The sequence below is a fragment of the Desulfofundulus salinus genome (assembly GCF_003627965.1).
Taxonomy (GTDB): domain Bacteria; phylum Bacillota; class Desulfotomaculia; order Desulfotomaculales; family Desulfovirgulaceae; genus Desulfofundulus; species Desulfofundulus salinus.
This window is the reverse complement of the sequence record NZ_RBWE01000001.1, coordinates 1,459,990-1,478,639: the sequence shown is the minus strand read 5'-3', so window position 1 is coordinate 1,478,639 and position 18,650 is coordinate 1,459,990. Positions and strand designations below refer to the sequence as shown.

Sequence of the window (18,650 nt, the reverse complement as noted above, 5' to 3'; positions counted from 1 at the left end):
CCTATCCTTTTGGTCGGAAGGCCAGGGCGGCCAGGTAACCAAAAACGACCGCTGCGGTTATACCGGCGGCCGTAGCGGCCACCCCTCCGGAAAAGGCCCCCAGGACTCCCTTTTGTTTTACCCCGCCGATGGCTCCCTGGGCCAGCAGGTGGCCGAAACCACTTAAGGGCACCGTAGCCCCAGCCCCGGCCCAGTTCACCAGGGGCTGGTACAACCCCAGGGCGCTTAAAATAACTCCTGCGGTAACAAAACCTACCAGCACGTGGGCGGGGGTAACCTTATAGCTGGTCAGATCCATCAGGAGCTGGGCAATCACACATAACAGACCGCCCACGAGAAACGCCTTTAAAAAAATCATGTTTTTCAAATCACCGTCCTTCTATGACCACGGCATGGGCAATGCCGGGAATGGTCTCTCCCTGCTGGTAGCTGCAGAGGCTGAGCAGAGCCCCGGTAGCCACCCCCAGGATACGCTTTAAGCGGCCGGCTTTAATTTCCTGCATCAGGTAGCCACAGGTGACCACACCCGCACAGGCGCAGCCGCTGCCCCCCGCATGGGCGTCCTGCTCGGGGGAATAAATCAGGACTCCGCAGTCACTGAACCGGGTGGAAATGTCATAACCCTTTTGCTGCATCAGTTTGAGAGCGAGTTCCCGCCCGTAAGTTCCCAAATCGCCGGTGATAAAGAGATCGTAGTAATCGGGTTGCCGCTGGGTATCCATGAGGTGACGGGCCATGGTATCGGCAGCTGCCGGGGCCATGGCCGCCCCCATGTTCATGGGGTCCCCCTGGCCCAAATCAATTGCTTTACCGATGGTAGCATGGGTAATCACCGGGCCGTTACCCTGGCGGGCCAGTACTGCCGCCGCCGCCCCGGTTACCGTCCAGGTGGCGTACAGGGGGCGCTGGGTACCCTGCTCCGTCGGGTAACGGTACTGCCTTTCGGCCGTAGAATAATGGCTGGATACCCCCACCAGCACATATTCGGCAAAACCGCCGTCAATGAGCATTGCCCCCAGGGCCAGGCCTTCATACATGGTGGAGCAGGCCCCGTAAAGGCCGATAAAGGGAATGCCCAGATCCCTGGCGACGAAATCAGCACTAATAATCTGGTTCAAGAGGTCACCGGCCAGCAGGTAGTCAATATTCTGGGGTTGCAGGTTGGCCCGCTGGATAGCATTTTGCATGGCCTCTTTGAGCATCCGCCGCTCTGCTTTTTCCCAGGTATTTTCCCCGTAATAGTTGTCTTCCACCACTTTGTCAAAGGTATGCCCCAAAGGCCCCTGGCCTTCTTTACTTCCCACAATGGTGGCCGTAGAGATGATTACCGGTGGATTTTGAAACCACACGGTTTGCAGCCCGTTTTTTTTGGGTGCCGGCAAAGGCTCCACCTCCTTACCGGAAGAAATAGTACAGAAGTGCAGCTAACCAGGCTGTCACAATGCCAAAAACAAGCACCGGTCCGGCAACGGTGAAAAGCCTTGCCCCCACTCCCAGGACCAGTCCTTCACCCCGGTATTCCATGGCCGGAGCGACCATGGAGTTGGCAAAGCCAGTAATGGGCACTATTGTACCGGCACCGGCAAGTTTGGCAATCTCATCGTATACCCCCAGCCCGGTGAACAGAGCGGCCAGAAAAACCAGTACCGTGGACGTGGCCGCTCCCGCTTCCTGCAAGGTCAGCCCCCGGGCCTGGAAAAAGTTCAAAAATAACTGCCCTAAAACGCTGATCAGCCCTCCCACAACAAAAGCCCAGAAAACGTTACGGCCCACGGTAGGCCGCGGTTGAACCTCCTGGACCATCTTTTGATATTCTTTTTTCTGTATTTCCAGCGGTTGAGAATCTTTCACCTCAGCCATCAGAGTCTCACCCCCGGTTGTTATGGTTTCCTCCCAACCAGACAATTATGCGCCCGGGAGGGAGCCCTGAAACGCTAAGAAATATAAAGGGACACCCGTGGGTGGTGTCCCGTTTTTGTGATTAGCCCCGGTGGGCAATCTTTACATTGGCCTTGTACTCGACAACCCGGCCGTTTTGCACATTGGCGGTCAGGTTGACCACCTCCACGCCCACAATATCGTTGATGGTCTTGGAGGCTTCGTCCACGGCCGCCTGAACTGCGGCTTTCCATCCGTTGGGCGACTCACCTACTAATTCCGAAACCCTAATATGCATAAAGTCACTCCCCTTTGATAAACTTTTTTAACAACTAAGGCTATTATCTACGATGAAAGAGAGTTTTATGCGGGCAAGAAACAATAAAAAGACCCAGGGGTTGTAAATGTTCAGTGATCCCGCTATGGTGCCGCGTTGTCCACGCTCACTCCAGTGCTCCGCGCTGACAGCACCGCGGCTCGCTTCGGACCGAACTGGCGGCGCTGCAAATGCGGCATGGCTGTTGTATCTTACTTTCATCTTTTTGTCGTTTTAGTAAGTTACCTTTTCTAAAGCTACATTTCGGTGCCGCTGGTTTCGCGCCACAGTCCGGTTACCCTCGCTTCGCCGGGTGCTGTTACCAGCGCTTCGCAAGTCGTTCGCTTTGGACAACGCGGCACCTGCCGGTGGTAGCGGTTTTACTGAACAGTTACCCGGGGGTTAACCATCCTCCCCGGGTTGCATCATTTCCTTGAGCTTTTTTAAAGCCTGGCGTTCCAGCCGGGATACCTGTACCTGGGACAAACCCAGCTGTCTGGCCACATCTGCCTGGGTTTTGTCTTCAAAAAAACGCCACATGAGGATTTTTCTATCCCGTTCGGGCAGGGACATGAGCAACTCCTTCACCGCAATATGGTCAAGCCAGGGCATCTCCCCTTCCCCTCCATCCCGGAGCTGATCCAGAAGGTATATGGGATCGCCATCATCCTGGTGGAGGGTCTCGTAGATGGAGGTAGGCGCCTGAGCCGCTTCCATGGCGGTGACTACATCCTCCCGGGAAATCCCCAACTCCGCAGCCACTTCCCCTACCGAGGGCTCCCGGCCCAGCCGCCCGGTAAGGCGCTCCCGGGCCTGCTGGATGCGGTAGGCGGTTTCTTTCACCGACCGGCTTACCTTCACGGGGTTATCATCCCGCAAGAAGCGCCGGATTTCCCCCACAATCATGGGCACGGCATAAGTGGAAAATTTAACGTCGTAGTTTAGATCGAACTTATCTATGGCCTTCATCAGGCCAATGCAACCAATCTGGAACAAATCTTCCAGTTCGTAACCCCGGTTTTGAAAGCGCCGGACCAGATTGAAGACCAGTTTTAAATTACAGTTGATGAGCCTTTCCCGGGCAGCCTTGTCCCCGGCCCGGGCGCGGCGCAGCAGTTCCCGTATCTCTTCATCGCCCAAAAGGGGGAAGCGGGGTAAATTCATTTCCACTAATCGCGTACTCATGGGGCAGTCACCTCAATGACCCCCCTGGGAAGCCGCTGCTGCACCCCGGTTAATGTTTTTAATCATCGTTACCCGGGTTCCCCTGGCCGGGCCGGAATCCACATGCAGGCGGTCCATGAAGGACTGCATAAACACAAACCCCAGTCCCATCCGTTCCGGATCGGTGGAATAGGCCGGTTCCAGCGCCTTTTTTACATCGGCAATGCCCTTGCCGTTATCTTCCACCCGGATTTCCACCCCGGTTTCCAGCAACGTGACGAGCACCCGTACGATACCTGTCGGGGAATTTTCATAACCATGGACAATGGCATTGGCCACCGCTTCGGAAACAGCTACTTTAATTTCTTCCAGGTCGTTTAAGGTAAAGTCCAGCTGGGAGGCAAAGGCGGCCACGGCCACCCGGGCGAAGGCTACGTTGTCCGGCAGGCTTAAAAACTCCATCTTTAGCTGGTTAATCACTTTCATGGTAATCCCCCCTCACCCGGCCCTGGCTACAGCTTCCTCTTCCGTGGTATACTCGCCCATGATCCGCAACAGCCCCGAAAGCTCACAAATGCGCCGCACATGGGGCTGCAGGCCCACCAGCGAAACCCTGCCCCCTTCCCTGGCCAGGCGCTTGTAGCGGCCAAGGATAACCCCCAAACAGGAGCTATCAATATAAGAGACCCGGCTTAGATTAAACACCAGGTGACGCACCGGGTTTTTATTTAAAGATTCTTCCAGGGCATTGCGCAGAAAATCGGCTACCCCCAGGTCCAGCTCCCCTTCCGGCCGGACAAACAGGGTATCCTGCCTGGTTTCCAGGTCCAGTTCCACCATAGATCACTCCTGCCGTGTTTTGGGTAAATATCCAGTGAACCCGCCTCTGTCCTCAATTTCGCTAAGTTTGGTCTTCCGCTTGGCTCAAGTCGCTCGCTTTCGAGCTAAATCACGCTCTTAAAACTGAGGATAACTCAGGTTTTGACTCATAACTTCTACGTTGGGGTGGGATTCTCCTGCTAAATGTTACCATACATTCTGTCGAAATGCAAATTTTAAGGTGCCCCTTATCCCGGGGCACCTTGTTTTAGCGAACGCCGTGCAGGCGGGTGAAGACCTTTTTGATCTGCTGCAGCAAGCTGGCCTTTTTAACTTCGTACCGGGCCACTAAAGGCACCCGCAGCACTTCCTGCCCGTCCTTTTTCACCACACAGTAGCCAAGCTGCTGCCTCCTGGTCACGGGAGCGGTTACGTGGGAGGGCAGTTCCAGGTGGGTGGTGAATCCCCGGTCCTCCCCTTTGGGCGCCACCACGGTAACCCGGTCTTTTGTCACCACATCCAGCTTATTCACCACTCCCTTGCTTACAGGCAGGGATTTTACTTTAGCACCCGCAGGGAAGATGTTTACCGCCTTGTAGCGGGCAAAGCCATACTTGTACAGCTTGATGGATTCCCGGAAGTGGCTTTTGGGTTCGGGCGTTCCCAGGACTACCACAATCAACCGCAGGCCGTCCCGTTCCGCCGAAGAAGCCAGGCAATATTTGGCCTCGTTGGTCCACCCCGTCTTGCCCGCATCCACACCCTCATACCACTTGAGCAGCTTGTTGGTATTCCACAGCTTGAACTTTCCGCCCCGCAAATCATATTCGTAAATGGACGAGATGCGGCGGAAAAGGGGATATTTTAAACATTCCCGCAAAATAACCGCCATATCGTAGGCCGATGTGTAATGGCCCTCAGCCGGCAGGCCGGTGCAGTTGACAAAGTGGGTGTGTTTTAAGCCCAGTTGTTTGGCCCGCTGGTTCATGGCCTCCACAAAGGCTTCTTCACTCCCCAGGATATGCTCGGCCACGGCCACGCTGGCATCATTGGCCGATCCTACGGCCACGGCAATGAGCATTTCCTCGAAACTGAATTCTTCCCCGGGTTCAAGGTAAATCTGGGAGCCGCCCATCTCCCACGCGTTCTCACTGGCCACCACCCGGTCCTTCAGGCTGACCTTGCCCTGTTCCACGGCTTCTACGGCTAAAAGAAGGGTCATGATTTTGGTCACACTGGCCATGGGTAATTCCTTATCGGGATTTTTGGCCCATAAAACTTTGCCCGTATGGTCTTCCATGAGCACCGCTGATTCGGCGGTAGTATCCAGCCCGCCGCTGGTGCCTTCCTCCTTCTCTTTCACCGCCCAGGCCGGTAAGGCACAAGCCAGGGTAAATAAACAAATCAACAATGTACTGAGGATTTTCCGGGCGAACATTTAGTGCAAACCTCCTTACCCTTATCCTGAAAATAGTAATTGCCCGCCGTTTGCACGCGCTCGCTCCGTTCGCTTACGTGCAAAACGGCAGCGATTTTCATCCTTTGTTGGTGACGCTGAAAGCGTCATGGGTGTCTATTTCGGTGATTGGTATAATGGGAATATTTCAGCTGCCGGGAGGGACTCCTGAAAATCGTAAGCCATCTTGCTTAAGCGGGCGATGTCGGCAAAACCCTCCCGGGTCTCTTTTACCCCGCTGGACAAAACCACCAGGATGTAAGGCCGCCGGCCAAAAACCACCCCGCAGTCGTTGGCTACCCCATCTAAATCCCCTTCCTTATGGGCCACCATGACCTGGTGCGGAAGCAGTCCCGGTAAGCCAATATGAAAAGACGGGTGGGCCAGATCATCCAGCAGGCGCTGGCCTTCCTGCGGATAGCGCCGGGCGAAATCCAGGGTGGCCTTGACATAGGTGGCCAGATCCCGGGCGGTGGTCAAATTTTTACCTCCTGGATAGACCGTGCGGCCACCCAGTTCCTTCATATAGGCATAAAAATTCGGCCGGCCCACGTGCCTGGCCAGCATGCGAAAGGCCACGTTATCACTGATGGTGATGGCCAGATTGGTAAGCAAGCGGAGGGAATAGGTATCACCGTCCCTGGCTTCGTAACGCAGCACTCCAGAACCGTCTTCGTAATCGGTGGCCTTGCGGTAACTCACCCGGTCGTGCCAGTGCATTTTACCCTGCACCACCAGATGGTTTATATACAGGGCCATGGGCAGTTTGACTGTGCTGGCTGCCACCATTGGTTTGTCGGCATTAATGCCGAAACTGGCGCCGGAGGCCAGATCCTCAAAATAAATGGCAAAGGTGGACTTTTTTTCGCGCACAAATTTTTCCATCTGCTTTTTTAAAGGTGAGTAATCAATATTCCGTACCGGTTGATTGGAAAGCCTCCCGGTCACCGGGACACTATGACTTGCAGCGGCAGCGGGACCGGCGGCCAGGCTTAAAACGAGCAAAAAAACCACCAGGCGGAAAATGTTAACCATGCTGTTTCACCTCCCCCCTGTCGCCCTGAAAGTAATTGACCACACCCTGGAGGATGGCCCGGGCAGCCCGTTCCTGATAGGCGGGATCGGTTAGCTGCCGGGATTCCCGTTCGTGGCTTAAAAACCCCACTTCTACTATTACTGCCGGCATGCGGGAGTTGCGGCAGACGTAAAAATCGCCGGCCAAAGCCTGGCGCCCCGAATCCACCAGGTTCTTGTTTAGTTCGGCCTGGATGGCCTCGGCCAGTTTGCGGCTTTCCTGGGAACCGGTCTGGTAAAATACCTGTGCCCCGTATTCATCGGGCTCGGAAAAATGATTTAAGTGAATGCTCAGGAAAAGATGGGCACCGCATTTGTTGGCCAGCTCCACCCGGCGGGCCAAATCGTGGGCTTCTATCCTTTCCCCACCGCTTTCCCCGGGACCCGCCGTTTCCCGGTCCCCATCCCTGGTCAGCACCACCCGGGCCCCGGTCCGCCGGAAAACATCCGCCACCCGCCGGCTGATTTCCATAGCCACATCCTTTTCCACAATGCCATGACATCCCACCGTCCCGGGGTCGTCCCCACCATGGCCGGGATCAATTACGATCACGCGTCCGGCCAGGATGTTACTGGAAGGAGCTGCTTCTAATGGAACCGCCACCCGATAAAACAGGCAAAAAATAACTGCCATGACCATAATGTGGGTAAAACTTTTCGGCGCAGGATGTAACACGGGTTCCCACCTCGGCAACTAATGTCGGATCCGGTAATTTTGCCGGCTGTCACTTAAGGTTTACAATCCCTATAAAATTTATAAGCCCTGGGAGGATCTAGTTTCTGACAAATAACGCATCCACGGGATTTGTTGAGCGCTTTTGTAACCTGGTCTTGTTCTTGCTATGAATCAGGTTTCTAGGAGCCTGTTGCAAAACTCCTTACCACCCACAAAAATCTAACGGAAAAACCATAAGATTTTCCATTTAGAAGGAATTGACCAGCAATTTGTCGAATATCTAAGGTATCATTAGATAGAGGTTGGTAATTTGAAATGCTGGGCCGCCAAAAACAACAATTGAAATTTACGAACATCGACGTCCTGCAGGCCTGGGAGCAAAAGCCCCTCGTTCCCGAAGACAGCTTTTACTATGGCTTCTCTCAGGCTGACGATATCTTCCGGGACGAACTATTTGCCGACTGCTATGCCTCCTGCGGACGTCCGTCCATCCCACCCAGCCGCCTGGTCAAGGTGCTCCTGCTGCAGTTTCACGACCGGGTATCAGACCGGGAAGCGGAACAACGTGCTTTATACGACCTGCGCTGGAAAGTAGCACTGAACCTTTCCCTGGGGGAAGCAGGATTTGACCATACCGACCTGTGCCGGTTTCGGGCCAGGTTATTGTTGAACAAGAAAGAACGCGCCGCTTTTGAAGAAATCCTGAAGGCGGCGGAAGCCAAAGGGTTGCTTCCCGCTAAATGTGTTCAACAGATCATGGACTCCACCTACGTCCTGGGTGCCGGAGCGGTCCAGGACACCTACACTTTAATCCGGCTGGCCATAAGAAAACTTTTGAGCGCCCTGAAAAAACGCCCTGATTTCCCGGAATTGAGGCTGAATCTTAATTATCAGGGCAAGGGCAAACCCAAAATCAACTGGGAAGACCCCGCCGAACGGGAAAGGCTGTTAAACCAGCTTTACCAGGATGCCTTAACGATTATTAGCGCAACGGAGGGGATGGAATTATCCTGTAAAGAAAGGGAATTAAAAGACCTCCTATTGACGGTAGCCACCCAGGATATAGAACAAAAGGAAGACGGCTCGGTAACCATAAAACGGGGGGTGGCCAAGGACCGGGTCATTTCCACCACTGATCCCGAAATGCGCCACGGAAGAAAGTCTCACTCCCGGCTCTTTGACGGCTACAAGAGCCATACCGCCATAGATAAAGAAAGTGAATTTATCACCGCCGTTACCGTAACCCCCGGGAACACCCACGATTCAGAGGCAACTTTTGCGCTTGTCGACCAGCAACCCGAAGAGCGCCGGCCAGAGGAAGCGATCTTTGACACTGCTTATGGCACGGGCAGGGTCAGGGAAGAAATGGCCACCCGCCAGATTAAAGTGATCAGCCCTGTCCCCGAAGGAATCGGGAAAGATGGCTGTTTCCCCAAATCGGCTTTTGAAATTGACCTGGACAGACAGATCTGCCGCTGCCCAGCCGGTCAAATCGCACCTGAAAAAATCTATGACAAAAAAACGGGCCGGCTCAAAGTATTTCTCTTTTCCCCGGAACAGTGCCAAAACTGTCCTTTATTAAACCAGTGTACCAGAAACAAAAAGGGTAGACGGACAGTCACGGTAAATGCCTACGAACGCTACCTCCAGGAGGGTCGGGCCTTTCAAAAAACCGAGGAGTTTGCCGGTAAATATCCCGAACGCTGCAAGATCGAGAGAAAGCAGGCGGAAATGGTGATGCATGGCCTGCGAAAAGCTCGTTATCTTGGTCTGGCCAAAGTAACCCTGCAGGCGCTTTTAGTTGCCACTGTGGTTAACTTTAAACGTTACTGGAAGTTGCTTAATCAAAAAGTAACTGCTGCTTTTCCCCATAACGATATGGCAATAAATGGCACTACACCGGTCCTGGCTAGTGGATAGGGGGTAGTCTGCCCAAATACAGGTAAAATAAGGAAAATACCCGTAAAACAAATGGTTATTAGCTGGTTCAAACATGTTTTAAGCCTGTTTCTATGACAGATTACCATTAATTGTAATCCAAAATTTTTGCAAGTGGCTTTTCAGCAGAAAAAAGAGACTATTTTGCAACAGGCTCCTAGAAAATTCAATCCCCTCTGGGATTGGCATGGAGGTGTTTTGCATTGAAAACAGCGGCAGAATACATGGAAAGCATGAAAGATCTGAGCCCCAGGATATTTCTGGGAGGCAAGCAGGTGAATCTCTTAGAAAACCCCACTACCATGACTGTAGTCCGGGCCAACGCGCGGGTGTATGAACTGGCAGAAGACCCGCAATATCAAGAGATTATGACAGCCATATCGCCTTATACCGGTGAACGGGTCAGCCGCTGCCTGCACATTGCCCAGAGTATCCATGACCTGGAAATGCGGGCCGAGATGGCCCTTTTAACCAGTCAGGTGCTGGGGACATGCAACTACCGGTGTGTGGGGGCGGATACACTCAACGCCCTGGCGGGTGTCACCTGGGAAATGGACCGGGACCTGGGAACGGAATATCACCAGCGGTTTATAAACTACCTTAAATACTTGCAGGAAAATGACCTGGCCGTAAGCGGTGCCGTTACCGATCCGAAGGGAGAAAGAACCAGGCGTCCGGCGCAACAGGAAGACCCGGACGTTTATGTCCACGTGGTGGAAAAACGTTCCGACGGTATTGTGGTGCGGGGTGCCAAGGTAAGCCAGAGCGGGGCTATCGGGTGCCATGAAACGGTGGTTATCCCGACCATGGCCATGCGCCCCGGGGAGGAAAACTTTGCCGTAGCCTTTGCGGTTCCCAACGGCGCTCCCGGCATCACCTATATCAGCCAGTACACTCCCTTTACAGCCGAACGGGAAGTGATCCCGGATATTAAATACCTGGGTAATCCCCTGTACGGCCAGAGGGAAACCTGTACTATGGTTTTTGAAAACGTATTTATTCCCTGGGAGAGGGTCTTCCTGTGCGGTGAAACCCAATTTACCGGCAAACTGATTGCCCGCTTTGCCAAAACCCACCGCATGAATTGCGGTGGTGCCTGCAAAGTTGGATTTGCGGATTTGATCATTGGAGCGTCTCAACTGGCGGCAGAGTATTCGGGTGTCCATAAAGCCCCGCACATTGTCGAAAAAATTACCGATATGATCCGGGTCAGGGAAACCTGTTACGCCTGTGCCATAGCTGCTGCCGTAAAAGGCCGGGAAGAACCGGCGGGTTCTGGATTTTACCAGCCGGACGACGTCTTTGGCAATGTGGCCAAGCTTACCGTAGCTGACGGGTTTTGGGAAATCATGAAATGGGCCGGGGATATTGGGGGTGGTATGGCCGTGACCATGCCCTCGGAACTGGAACTGGAAAATCCAGAAACGGCCCAGTACATCAGGAAATTCATGAAGGCGGCCGCACCTGCCGAGTTAAGGTTGCGCATAGCCAAGTTCATTCAAAACTGGTGCGCCGGCCTGCACGGCGCAGGCACGTGGCACGGGGCCGGGTCTCCCCAGGCCCAAAAGATGGCCCTGTTCGCCCTCACCGACCTGGAAAAAAAGAAAAAGCTGGCCAAAAACCTAGCCGGCATTGCGGAATGACAAAAACCCCTGGCGCCACCCGCCGGGGGCTTTTGTCAGTAGCTCATCATTGTGGACAAGAAGCTAAAAGTATTACACTTTTTGCGGTGTCATTATCTGCTGACATAACATACTGTATTAGTAAGATTTTCATATTATACCATTTAGAGGAGGCTTGTCAGAATGACCACTCCCGAAAAAACGCCAGAGCAGGAAGTAAAAGCAGCCGCCGCAGACGCTCCCCTGGTCGCCCATACCACTGCCTTTTACCCCCCGCTACGGTTGGCGCAGGCCTATGTACCCCCCCAGCGTTACGGCAGAACTTACAGTCCGGCGGAAGCTCTGGAAAAAGGCACCTTTTTCCCTGAACTTTACAGCCCCTACCCCTATTAAAATGTAACTTCCCCCTGGAAGGAGGAAAACAAGTGGACTCGAGGCGGTTACAACTGCTGCATGACATTATGGCATTAGAATTCGTAGCCATAGAGTTGACCCTTTACCTGGACACCCATCCCACTGAACAGGAGCCTTTAAATGATTACAACCTGGTTACCGAGCGCTTGAACCAGCTGAAGGCCCATTACGAGCGCATGTACGGTCCGCTGGTATCTTATGGCTTTTCGCCCAGCGAATACCCCTGGCGCTGGGTTGAAGATCCCTGGCCCTGGGAAATTCAATTTTAAGAAAGGACTGGAGAGGATGTGGATTTACGAAAAAAAGCTGGAATATCCAGTAAGGGTCTATAAGACCGACCTGCGCATGGCCAGGTATCTGATGGCCCAGTACGGCGGGCCCGACAGCGAGTTGTCGGCTGCCGTAAGGTATTTAACCCAGCGCTACACCATGCCCACGAATAAAGCTCGAGGCCTGCTCACGGACATTGGCACCGAAGAGCTGGCCCACTGGGAAATTGTAGGTACCATGATCTATCGCCTGATGAAGGGTGCCACCCCGGAACAGTTGCGCCGGGAAGATCTGGGAGCTTATTTTGCCGAACACGACCGGGCGGTCTACCCGGTGGATGCGAGCGGGGTACCCTGGACGGCCGCCTACGTCCAGGCCACCGGAGACCCGGTCACCGACCTGCATGAAAACATGGCGGCGGAGCAGAAGGCCCGCACCACCTACGAACACCTGATCCGGCTGACCGACGACCCCGGCGTCAAGGATACCCTGCGTTTCCTGCGGGAAAGGGAAGTGGTGCACTTCCAGCGTTTCGGCGAGGCGCTGGTTGACGTCCAGGAGGAGTTGACCCGGAAAAAGGTGTTTTAATTTAAGAAATCGAGTAGGAGGGAGCGGCTAACCCCCGTCCTCTACCGCCACCGGTCATGCGGATCCGCATCCGGCAGTTCGCCAAGCATGACTGATTGCTTCATAGCATTCGGGACTGAGCAGGCCCTGAGTCCGCCAGTAGGCGTGACTCAGGGCCCTATTCATTGGGCCGCCAGCCATCCACCATGGCCCTTTGCGGCTAATTTTTCACTCCTGGCCACCAATACTGACCATCTTTTCCCCAAGCAGGTTGAACATTGTGTAAAAAAGGCAGCACCCAATTGAAACGTATAGTTATACGTGTTATAATCTGCTCAAAGGGGAGAAGGCAATGAAAACATACTCCTCAAAAGAAATCATAACCATACTGAAGCAAGACGGTTGGCAGTTAGTCAGAGTAACAGGAAGCCACCACCAATTCAAGCATCCAATAAAAAAGGGGCTGGTTACCGTCCCCCACCCAAAGAAAAGCCTGCCAGCCAAAACAGTGAAAAGCATCTTTAAGCAAGCGGAGATAGAGGCGTAAAAATCTATATCCTCGTAAGGGGGATCTAACAATGGTAAAAGAGAGATATATATATCCAGCAATCTTTGATTATGCTGATGACGGCATTTCAGTCGAATTTCCCGACCTTCCTGGATGCATTACCTGCGGCGATACTGAAGAAGAGGCCCTGCACATGGCCAAAGAAGCATTAGCACTCCACCTGTACGGCATGGAACAGGAGGGCATGGCCATCCCTGAGCCAAGCAAAATTAGCCAAATCAAGGCAGAGCCCAACCAAGCTATTGTGCTTATCGAAGTTTGGATGCCACCATTTCGCGACAGGATGGAAGAAAAGGCTGTTAAAAAAACTCTGACCATTCCCAAGTGGCTAAACGACATGGCCGAAGAAAGAAAAGTTAATTTTTCCCAAGTACTTCAAGCAGCGCTCAAAGAGTACCTTGGATTGGAGGGACGCCACAGGCAATAGGCATTCAGTCCAGCCGGGTGCCTCCTCTTTATTTACCCTCGGCCCCCGATCTGGTCTGTGGGCCGCCATTGAAATGGCCGGCTTGAGATTTCCGGTAATCTTTGATAGCTTCATGCAGGGCGTTTGCCGCCAGAAAAGCGCAATGCACGCTTTCTTCAGGCAGTCCTCCCAGAGCATCCAGCACGTCACGAGGTGTGATCTGCAAGGCCTCAGGGAGAGCCTTACCCCTGGCCAGTTCGGTAACCATACTACCGGCGGCGATGGTGGTGCCGCAGCCGTCAGTCCAAAAGGTAATTTCACCAATTTTCCCATCCGTTACCTTCAGCCAGATCTGGATCGTGTCGCCGCATAAGCCGGTAACGCTGGCATACCCGTCTGCATCTTCAATGCTCCCGATGTTCCTGGGATTGTTGGCATGATCGATAACTACATCACTGAATTGTGACCAGATTTTTTTCTGGAGTTCCTCCGCCAATCTATCCAGATCAAAACTCATTTGATAGTCCCCCCTGAAATCATTGGACCTTTATGCATAAAGTTTAGGGAGGGCACAAGCCCTCCTGTTTGTCTTAACCGCATTTAAATCAAGATCTATCAAGAGCCTGGAACCTGTTAATGGCAGCCCGGCCCGTGATGACAGTGACTACCGTGACCGTGGCCGTGGTCACATATGGACCCCCGGCTGACCAGTTCCCCCCGGGCATAGGCCCGGGCCACCTCTTCCACGTTACCGCTGGCACCGGTGATCACCTGCAGGCCGTATTGCTGCAGCGCCTGTATGGCACGGGGTCCTACGCCGCCCAGAATTAATACATCAACCCCTTTGTTTTTAAACAGTTCGGCCAGACCTTCGTGGTTATGCTGCAGGGTGGCGGTGGATACTGTTTCCCGGCTTTTAATTTCCTGGCCGGACATCTCGAAAATAACAAATTCTTCGCTCCTGCCGAAATGCTGGTTAACCTGGCCGCGGTCGTTGGGGAGGGCAATTTTCATGCTCCTTCACGCTCCTCTACTATTTTTTTTCTTAATATTCTCCACCAGACCCAGAATGGGTATGTTAATCTTTACAGGTACTGCACTTTGCCTGGTCTTGGGTCATAGCTTCTTCACCTCAATTCCAACAGGGTTTTAAGTTCATCCCATAAAGCAAGCATTCCCTCTGCCATGGGGCCGGAACATTCCTGGATGACCGGCCGGCCGCTTTTAACTGCCTCCATTACACTTTCGTCGTAGGGCAGGTACCCTGCCACCGGAACGGAATGCCGGTTGCAGAGCGACTCCAGTTCGCGGGTGTTTTCAGGCTCCAGGTCCCATTTGTTGATGCAAACTGCAGTCCGGCATCCGAAATGTTTTGCCAGTTCCAGAACCCGTTCCAGGTCGTGTCTTCCGGAAAAAGTGGGTTCGGTTATTACCAGGACCAGATCCGCTCCCGATAAGCAAGAAATGGCGGGACAGCCTATACCGGGTGGACCATCGGTAATGATCAGTTCTTTTTTTTCTTCCTCTGCCAGGCGGCGGGCTTCTTTGCGCACCGCCGCCACCAGTTTCCCCGAATTATCTTCGGCTATACCCAGCCGCGCATGTACCAGGGGACCGTAACGGGTATCGGACAGGAATAAATAACCGGCTACATGCTCTATCATTTCCACTGCCCCGCAGGGACAGGCGTGATAACAAACGGTACATCCTTCACAGAGAACCGGATCCACAATAGATCCGGGACCGATGGCATCATACCGGCATAAATGCAGGCAGAGATTACACCCCAGGCACTTTTCCTGGTTGATCGTGGCTTTTTTCAAGCCGTAAAAGGGTGAGGAGGATTTCAACACAGGGTCCAGAAGTAAATGTAAGTTTGCCGCGTCCACATCACAATCTGCCATCACCTTATTGGAAGCCAGTACGGCCAGGCTCCCGCAGACGGTGGTTTTACCCGTACCTCCTTTCCCGCTGAGCACCACTAATTCGCGCACCGGGCGTAACCCCCTTTTTCTAAAAAGGCCAGTAAGGCTAAAAGGTGCTCCTTCCACTCAGGGCGTACCTCAACAGCAGGAATGCCCCGGGCATATCCCCTGGCCACTTCCCGGTCCTGGGGCAGCTGGAAAAGCAGGGGGAGGTTATTATTGTGGCAGAACCGGCGTATGAGGCTATCATTTCCATCTGAACGGTTAACAGCCACTCCGCAGGGCACCCCCAGCTGGGTGGCCATTTCATATGCCAGTTTCAGGTCATGAAGTCCGAAAGGCGTGGGTTCGGTAACCAGGAGGCAGAAGCCGGCTCCTTTCACTGCCCGGATTACCGGGCAGGAGGTTCCCGCCGGTGCATCGATTATGTTCAATATGTCCGGTCGAATTCGCTCCTTGACTGCCTGGATGAGAGGAGGACTGATGGCCTCACCCACATTTAACCGGCCGTGAACAAAACCAATTTTCCCGCTTGAACCTTCTTCAACCTGTCCTATTTCCCGCCACCCGGGAGAAATGGCTCCGGCCGGGCAGAGCTGCCAGCATCCCCCGCAGCCGTGGCACATGGTGGGGAAAAGCATAACCTCCTGAGGGAGGACGACCAGGGCATGGAAGGCACAAACCTCCGCACACCTGCCACATAAGGTACATTTTTCCCGGTTGATTTCCGGTACCGGAACCCGCACCGTTTCTTTTTTGTGCCAGCGCGGTTTAAGCATGATGTGACCGTTGGGTTCTTCTACATCACAGTCCAGGAACAATACTTCTCCTTTTTCCGCCGCCACCAGGGCCAGGCTGCTGGCCACTGAAGTTTTACCCGTCCCCCCCTTGCCGCTGGCTACTGCAATGATCATAAAATTCTAACCCCTTCCCATACCGCCATGGCTGGGGGAGTTTGCCCGGCTGAGGAGGGTCAACCGCCCCTGGCGGTAGGCTTCAAGGCTCTGGCTTACCGTACCGTTTATTCCCCCATATACCTGGATCCCTGCCCTGCCGAGCACTTCCATGGCATTGGGTCCAATACGGTCCACCAGTACCACATTGACGCCCCGGTTGACCAGCAATTGTGCCGTTTGAACGCCGGCACCCCCACTGGACTGTGTTCCCGTGTTCTGTACCCCTTCCCAGTCTCCGCTGTCCAGGTCTACCACAATGAAATACGGGCAGCGACCAAAGCGAGGGTCTACCCGGGCATCAATGTGGTTATCCTGAGCGCAAACAGCCACCTTCATCGGATTCCCTCCTGTAATGAGCTAAAGTCCAAAACTATTTTATTCCTGTTTCAGACTAATGTCAATAAAAAATAAAAAATCCCGGCCCCCACTTACTGGTAGAGCCGGGGTTTTTTCACCCACTCTAGGCAGCCCCATCTATGTTTAAGTTCTCTTTAACCGAAAAAAAGCCCTTCCACTGCTCGCTTAAAAAAGCCATCTCCTTCATCATGAGGAACGAGCCACACTTAAAAATGTCTCCAGGGAGGTCAGCAAAGCATCCCTGACCAACTCCAGAAAGGACATCATATTACCGGTCACCGACGCCTCCTCCAGAGAGGTCAGGTAGCGCTCCCGCTCCTCTTTTTTGAAAACTACGGGTGGATACCCCTCCCGCATGAAAATAAAATTCATCAGCAACCGGGCCGTCCGCCCGTTGCCATCCACAAAGGGGTGAATGTGCGTTAGTTTCCAGTGCAGCCAGGCTGCCCTTTCCACAGGGTGTTTGGTTGACCATCTGGTATTAAAATCTTCAACCAGATTCTTCATTAAGGCTGGCACCTGGAACCCTTCAGGGGGTCTGTGTTTACTCCCGGCAATAACCACGTTACCCGTACGGTAGCGTCCGGCCGCATCCGGAAAGGTACTCTTAAGCACGAGGCGGTGAACATCTCTGATAAATGTTTCCGTTAAGGGAATGTCCTCATGGACATATTCCTCAACGTACTCAATGGCATCTTTATGGTCAATGATCTCCAGGTGTTCCCGCAGCGTTTTACCTCCCACGGTAATGCCTTCCAGAACCACCCGCGTCTCCATTAGAGTCAGAGTATTTCCTTCCAGGGCCGTGGAGTGGTGGGTCCACTCCACGAGGTAAAATTCCCTCAGCCTGGCGGCAACGGCAGGAGGAAAGGGCCTTAAGGCATCCAGCTCTTTCTTTTTTTGGTCTATTAACTCAAACATTGATACACGACTCCTTGAAGGCCAACCACCCCGTGGATCAGCTTTTTTACCCCGGGTGCGCTGGAACTGAAGGTAAAGGCTCCGGCGATTAGCTGCCGCGCTGTGGCCAGATTGTCCGGATTGTTTACATGCAAAGTGGCCAGGACGTCCCCCACCTTGACGCGGTCGCCCACCTTTTTGTGCAACACTACTCCCACTGCCGGGTCGATGGTGTCTTCCCTGGTCTTCCGGCCGGCCCCTAAAAGCATGGCTACCCGGCCAATTCTTTCGGCATGGATGGCTGCCACATACCTATCTTCCTGCGCCTTCACCTGCTCTTTGTATGAGGCCTCCGGTAACAGATCCGGTTCATCCGCCACCCGCGGATCACCGCCCTGGGCCTTAACCATCTCCCGGAACTTGTCCAATGCCCGTCCCCGTTCAAGCAAGCCAGCCAGCCGGTTCATCCCTTCCTCTACATCCGTTGCCGCACCGGCCAGGACGAGCATGTGGCCGCCCAGCACGAGACACAGCTCCCGCAAATCGGATGGACCCTGCCCGGACAGGGTCTCAATGGCCTCCCGCACCTCCAGGGCGTTGCCCACGGCAAAGCCCAGAGGCTGGTCCATATCGCTTATCACGGCCACAGTCTTTTTGCCTGCCTGGCGGCCGATGGCTACCATGGCCCGGGCCAGGGTAGAGGCCTCATCCACGGAACGCATAAAGGCTCCGCTGCCCGCCTTTACATCCAGGACGATGGCATCGGCTCCGGCGGCGATTTTTTTGCTCATCACGCTGGAAGCAATCAGGGGAATGCTGTCCACCGTGGCCGTCACGTCCCGCAGGGCGTAGAGCTTCTTATCCGCCGGCACCAGGTTGCCCGTTTGGGCCACCACCGCCACGCCAACTTCCCTGACCTGGCGTATAAAATCATCCGGAGTAAGGTTTACCTTAAAACCGGGAATGGACCCCAGCTTATCCACAGTTCCGCCGGTGTGGCCCAATCCCCGGCCGGACATCTTGGCCACGGATACCCCGGCGGCAGCCACCAGGGGGGCCAGCACCAGGGTGGTTTTGTCTCCCACCCCGCCGGTACTGTGCTTGTCCACCTTGCATCCAGGAATGCCGGAAAGATCGACCCGTTCTCCTGAACTGGCCATGGCCAGGGTGAGGTCCGCCGTTTCCCGGGAATTAAGTCCCCGGAAGAAAATGGCCATTAATAACGCTGCTGCCTGGTAATCGGGTATTTCCCCAGCCGTATATCCCCGGACAAAAAAGTTGATTTCTTCCGTGGTGAGCTCGAATCCCTGGCGTTTTTTCAGGATAATATCGTACATGCGCACA

At 53.9% G+C, this 18,650-nt stretch carries 24 protein-coding genes; 7 read left to right on the top strand and 17 right to left on the bottom strand.

Annotated features, from left to right (window positions below; genetic code table 11):
- Window position 1 precedes the first annotated feature (1 nt).
- From spoVAE to D7024_RS07535, 10 genes are all read right to left on the bottom strand, one after another.
- Window positions 2–358, bottom strand: a complete 357-nt coding sequence (spoVAE, locus tag D7024_RS07585; RefSeq protein ID WP_121452509.1) for a stage V sporulation protein AE — start codon at window positions 356–358, stop codon at window positions 2–4.
- Between the two features lie 10 nt (window positions 359–368).
- Window positions 369–1,382, bottom strand: a complete 1,014-nt coding sequence (spoVAD, locus tag D7024_RS07580) for a stage V sporulation protein AD (RefSeq protein WP_121451239.1) — start codon at window positions 1,380–1,382, stop codon at window positions 369–371.
- A 13-nt stretch (window positions 1,383–1,395) separates the two neighbouring features.
- Window positions 1,396–1,860, bottom strand: a complete 465-nt coding sequence (gene spoVAC / locus D7024_RS07575; RefSeq protein WP_121451238.1) for a stage V sporulation protein AC — start codon at window positions 1,858–1,860, stop codon at window positions 1,396–1,398.
- Window positions 1,861–1,981: 121 nt separating this feature from the next.
- Complete coding sequence (locus tag D7024_RS07570) at window positions 1,982–2,176, bottom strand: dodecin family protein (RefSeq protein ID WP_121451237.1); 195 nt, start codon at window positions 2,174–2,176, stop codon at window positions 1,982–1,984.
- 420 nt (window positions 2,177–2,596) lie between these two features.
- Window positions 2,597–3,379 (bottom strand): RNA polymerase sporulation sigma factor SigF, encoded by a 783-nt coding sequence (sigF, locus tag D7024_RS07560; protein ID WP_121451235.1) that lies wholly within the window; start codon window positions 3,377–3,379, stop codon window positions 2,597–2,599.
- A gap of 12 nt (window positions 3,380–3,391) precedes the next feature.
- On the bottom strand, window positions 3,392–3,844 hold the full coding sequence (gene spoIIAB, locus D7024_RS07555; RefSeq protein ID WP_121451234.1) for an anti-sigma F factor: 453 nt from the start codon (window positions 3,842–3,844) through the stop codon (window positions 3,392–3,394).
- A gap of 12 nt (window positions 3,845–3,856) precedes the next feature.
- Window positions 3,857–4,198 (bottom strand): anti-sigma F factor antagonist, encoded by a 342-nt coding sequence (spoIIAA, locus tag D7024_RS07550; protein WP_207666905.1) that lies wholly within the window; start codon window positions 4,196–4,198, stop codon window positions 3,857–3,859.
- 247 nt (window positions 4,199–4,445) lie between these two features.
- Window positions 4,446–5,615 (bottom strand): D-alanyl-D-alanine carboxypeptidase family protein, encoded by a 1,170-nt coding sequence (locus D7024_RS07545; RefSeq protein ID WP_121451233.1) that lies wholly within the window; start codon window positions 5,613–5,615, stop codon window positions 4,446–4,448.
- Between the two features lie 135 nt (window positions 5,616–5,750).
- The gene (locus tag D7024_RS07540; RefSeq protein ID WP_121451232.1) at window positions 5,751–6,668 is read right to left on the bottom strand and encodes a serine hydrolase; all 918 of its coding nucleotides are present in this window, start codon (window positions 6,666–6,668) and stop codon (window positions 5,751–5,753) included.
- Window positions 6,661–7,383: an N-acetylmuramoyl-L-alanine amidase family protein gene (locus D7024_RS07535; RefSeq protein WP_121451231.1), complete on the bottom strand. Its 723-nt coding sequence runs from the start codon at window positions 7,381–7,383 to the stop codon at window positions 6,661–6,663. The genes D7024_RS07540 and D7024_RS07535 overlap by 8 nt, the downstream gene beginning before the upstream one ends.
- Window positions 7,384–7,698: 315 nt before the next feature.
- Between D7024_RS07535 and D7024_RS07530 the strand changes: the two genes are divergently transcribed.
- The 7 genes from D7024_RS07530 (at window position 7,699) to D7024_RS07500 (ending at window position 13,189) form a co-directional block, all read left to right on the top strand.
- Entirely contained in the window at window positions 7,699–9,303 is a 1,605-nt protein-coding gene (locus D7024_RS07530) for an IS1182 family transposase (RefSeq protein ID WP_121451230.1), read from the top strand.
- 200 nt (window positions 9,304–9,503) lie between these two features.
- Entirely contained in the window at window positions 9,504–10,964 is a 1,461-nt protein-coding gene (locus D7024_RS07525) for a 4-hydroxyphenylacetate 3-hydroxylase N-terminal domain-containing protein (RefSeq protein WP_341466961.1), read from the top strand.
- Between the two features lie 162 nt (window positions 10,965–11,126).
- Window positions 11,127–11,336, top strand: a complete 210-nt coding sequence (locus tag D7024_RS07520) for a spore coat associated protein CotJA (RefSeq protein ID WP_207666904.1) — start codon at window positions 11,127–11,129, stop codon at window positions 11,334–11,336.
- A 32-nt stretch (window positions 11,337–11,368) separates the two neighbouring features.
- A complete protein-coding gene (locus tag D7024_RS07515) occupies window positions 11,369–11,626 on the top strand; it encodes a spore coat protein CotJB (RefSeq protein WP_121451228.1) in 258 nt (85 codons plus the stop codon).
- A 16-nt stretch (window positions 11,627–11,642) separates the two neighbouring features.
- Window positions 11,643–12,215 carry a manganese catalase family protein gene (locus D7024_RS07510; RefSeq protein ID WP_121451227.1) on the top strand — a complete coding sequence of 191 codons (573 nt, stop codon included), beginning with the start codon at window positions 11,643–11,645 and terminating at the stop codon, window positions 12,213–12,215.
- A gap of 331 nt (window positions 12,216–12,546) precedes the next feature.
- Complete coding sequence (locus D7024_RS07505; protein ID WP_121451226.1) at window positions 12,547–12,741, top strand: type II toxin-antitoxin system HicA family toxin; 195 nt, start codon at window positions 12,547–12,549, stop codon at window positions 12,739–12,741.
- 31 nt (window positions 12,742–12,772) lie between these two features.
- The gene (locus tag D7024_RS07500) at window positions 12,773–13,189 is read left to right on the top strand and encodes a type II toxin-antitoxin system HicB family antitoxin (RefSeq protein WP_121451225.1); all 417 of its coding nucleotides are present in this window, start codon (window positions 12,773–12,775) and stop codon (window positions 13,187–13,189) included.
- A gap of 28 nt (window positions 13,190–13,217) precedes the next feature.
- Here D7024_RS07500 and D7024_RS07495 read toward each other — a convergent pair whose 3' ends face one another.
- From D7024_RS07495 to D7024_RS07465, 7 genes are all read right to left on the bottom strand, one after another.
- The gene (locus tag D7024_RS07495) at window positions 13,218–13,685 is read right to left on the bottom strand and encodes an iron-sulfur cluster assembly scaffold protein (RefSeq protein WP_121451224.1); all 468 of its coding nucleotides are present in this window, start codon (window positions 13,683–13,685) and stop codon (window positions 13,218–13,220) included.
- Between the two features lie 116 nt (window positions 13,686–13,801).
- On the bottom strand, window positions 13,802–14,182 hold the full coding sequence (locus tag D7024_RS07490) for a NifB/NifX family molybdenum-iron cluster-binding protein (RefSeq protein ID WP_121451223.1): 381 nt from the start codon (window positions 14,180–14,182) through the stop codon (window positions 13,802–13,804).
- Between the two features lie 113 nt (window positions 14,183–14,295).
- Window positions 14,296–15,162, bottom strand: coding sequence for an ATP-binding protein (locus D7024_RS07485; protein ID WP_121451222.1), 867 nt, complete (start codon window positions 15,160–15,162; stop codon window positions 14,296–14,298).
- On the bottom strand, window positions 15,150–16,007 hold the full coding sequence (locus tag D7024_RS07480; RefSeq protein ID WP_121451221.1) for an ATP-binding protein: 858 nt from the start codon (window positions 16,005–16,007) through the stop codon (window positions 15,150–15,152). The genes D7024_RS07485 and D7024_RS07480 overlap by 13 nt, the downstream gene beginning before the upstream one ends.
- Window positions 16,008–16,013: 6 nt before the next feature.
- On the bottom strand, window positions 16,014–16,385 hold the full coding sequence (locus tag D7024_RS07475; protein WP_121451220.1) for a NifB/NifX family molybdenum-iron cluster-binding protein: 372 nt from the start codon (window positions 16,383–16,385) through the stop codon (window positions 16,014–16,016).
- Between the two features lie 207 nt (window positions 16,386–16,592).
- Window positions 16,593–17,327: a Fic family protein gene (locus tag D7024_RS07470; RefSeq protein ID WP_121451219.1), complete on the bottom strand. Its 735-nt coding sequence runs from the start codon at window positions 17,325–17,327 to the stop codon at window positions 16,593–16,595.
- Entirely contained in the window at window positions 17,315–18,649 is a 1,335-nt protein-coding gene (locus D7024_RS07465; RefSeq protein WP_121451218.1) for a pyrimidine-nucleoside phosphorylase, read from the bottom strand. Before D7024_RS07465 ends, D7024_RS07470 begins: the two co-directional genes overlap by 13 nt.
- Window position 18,650 lies beyond the last annotated feature (1 nt).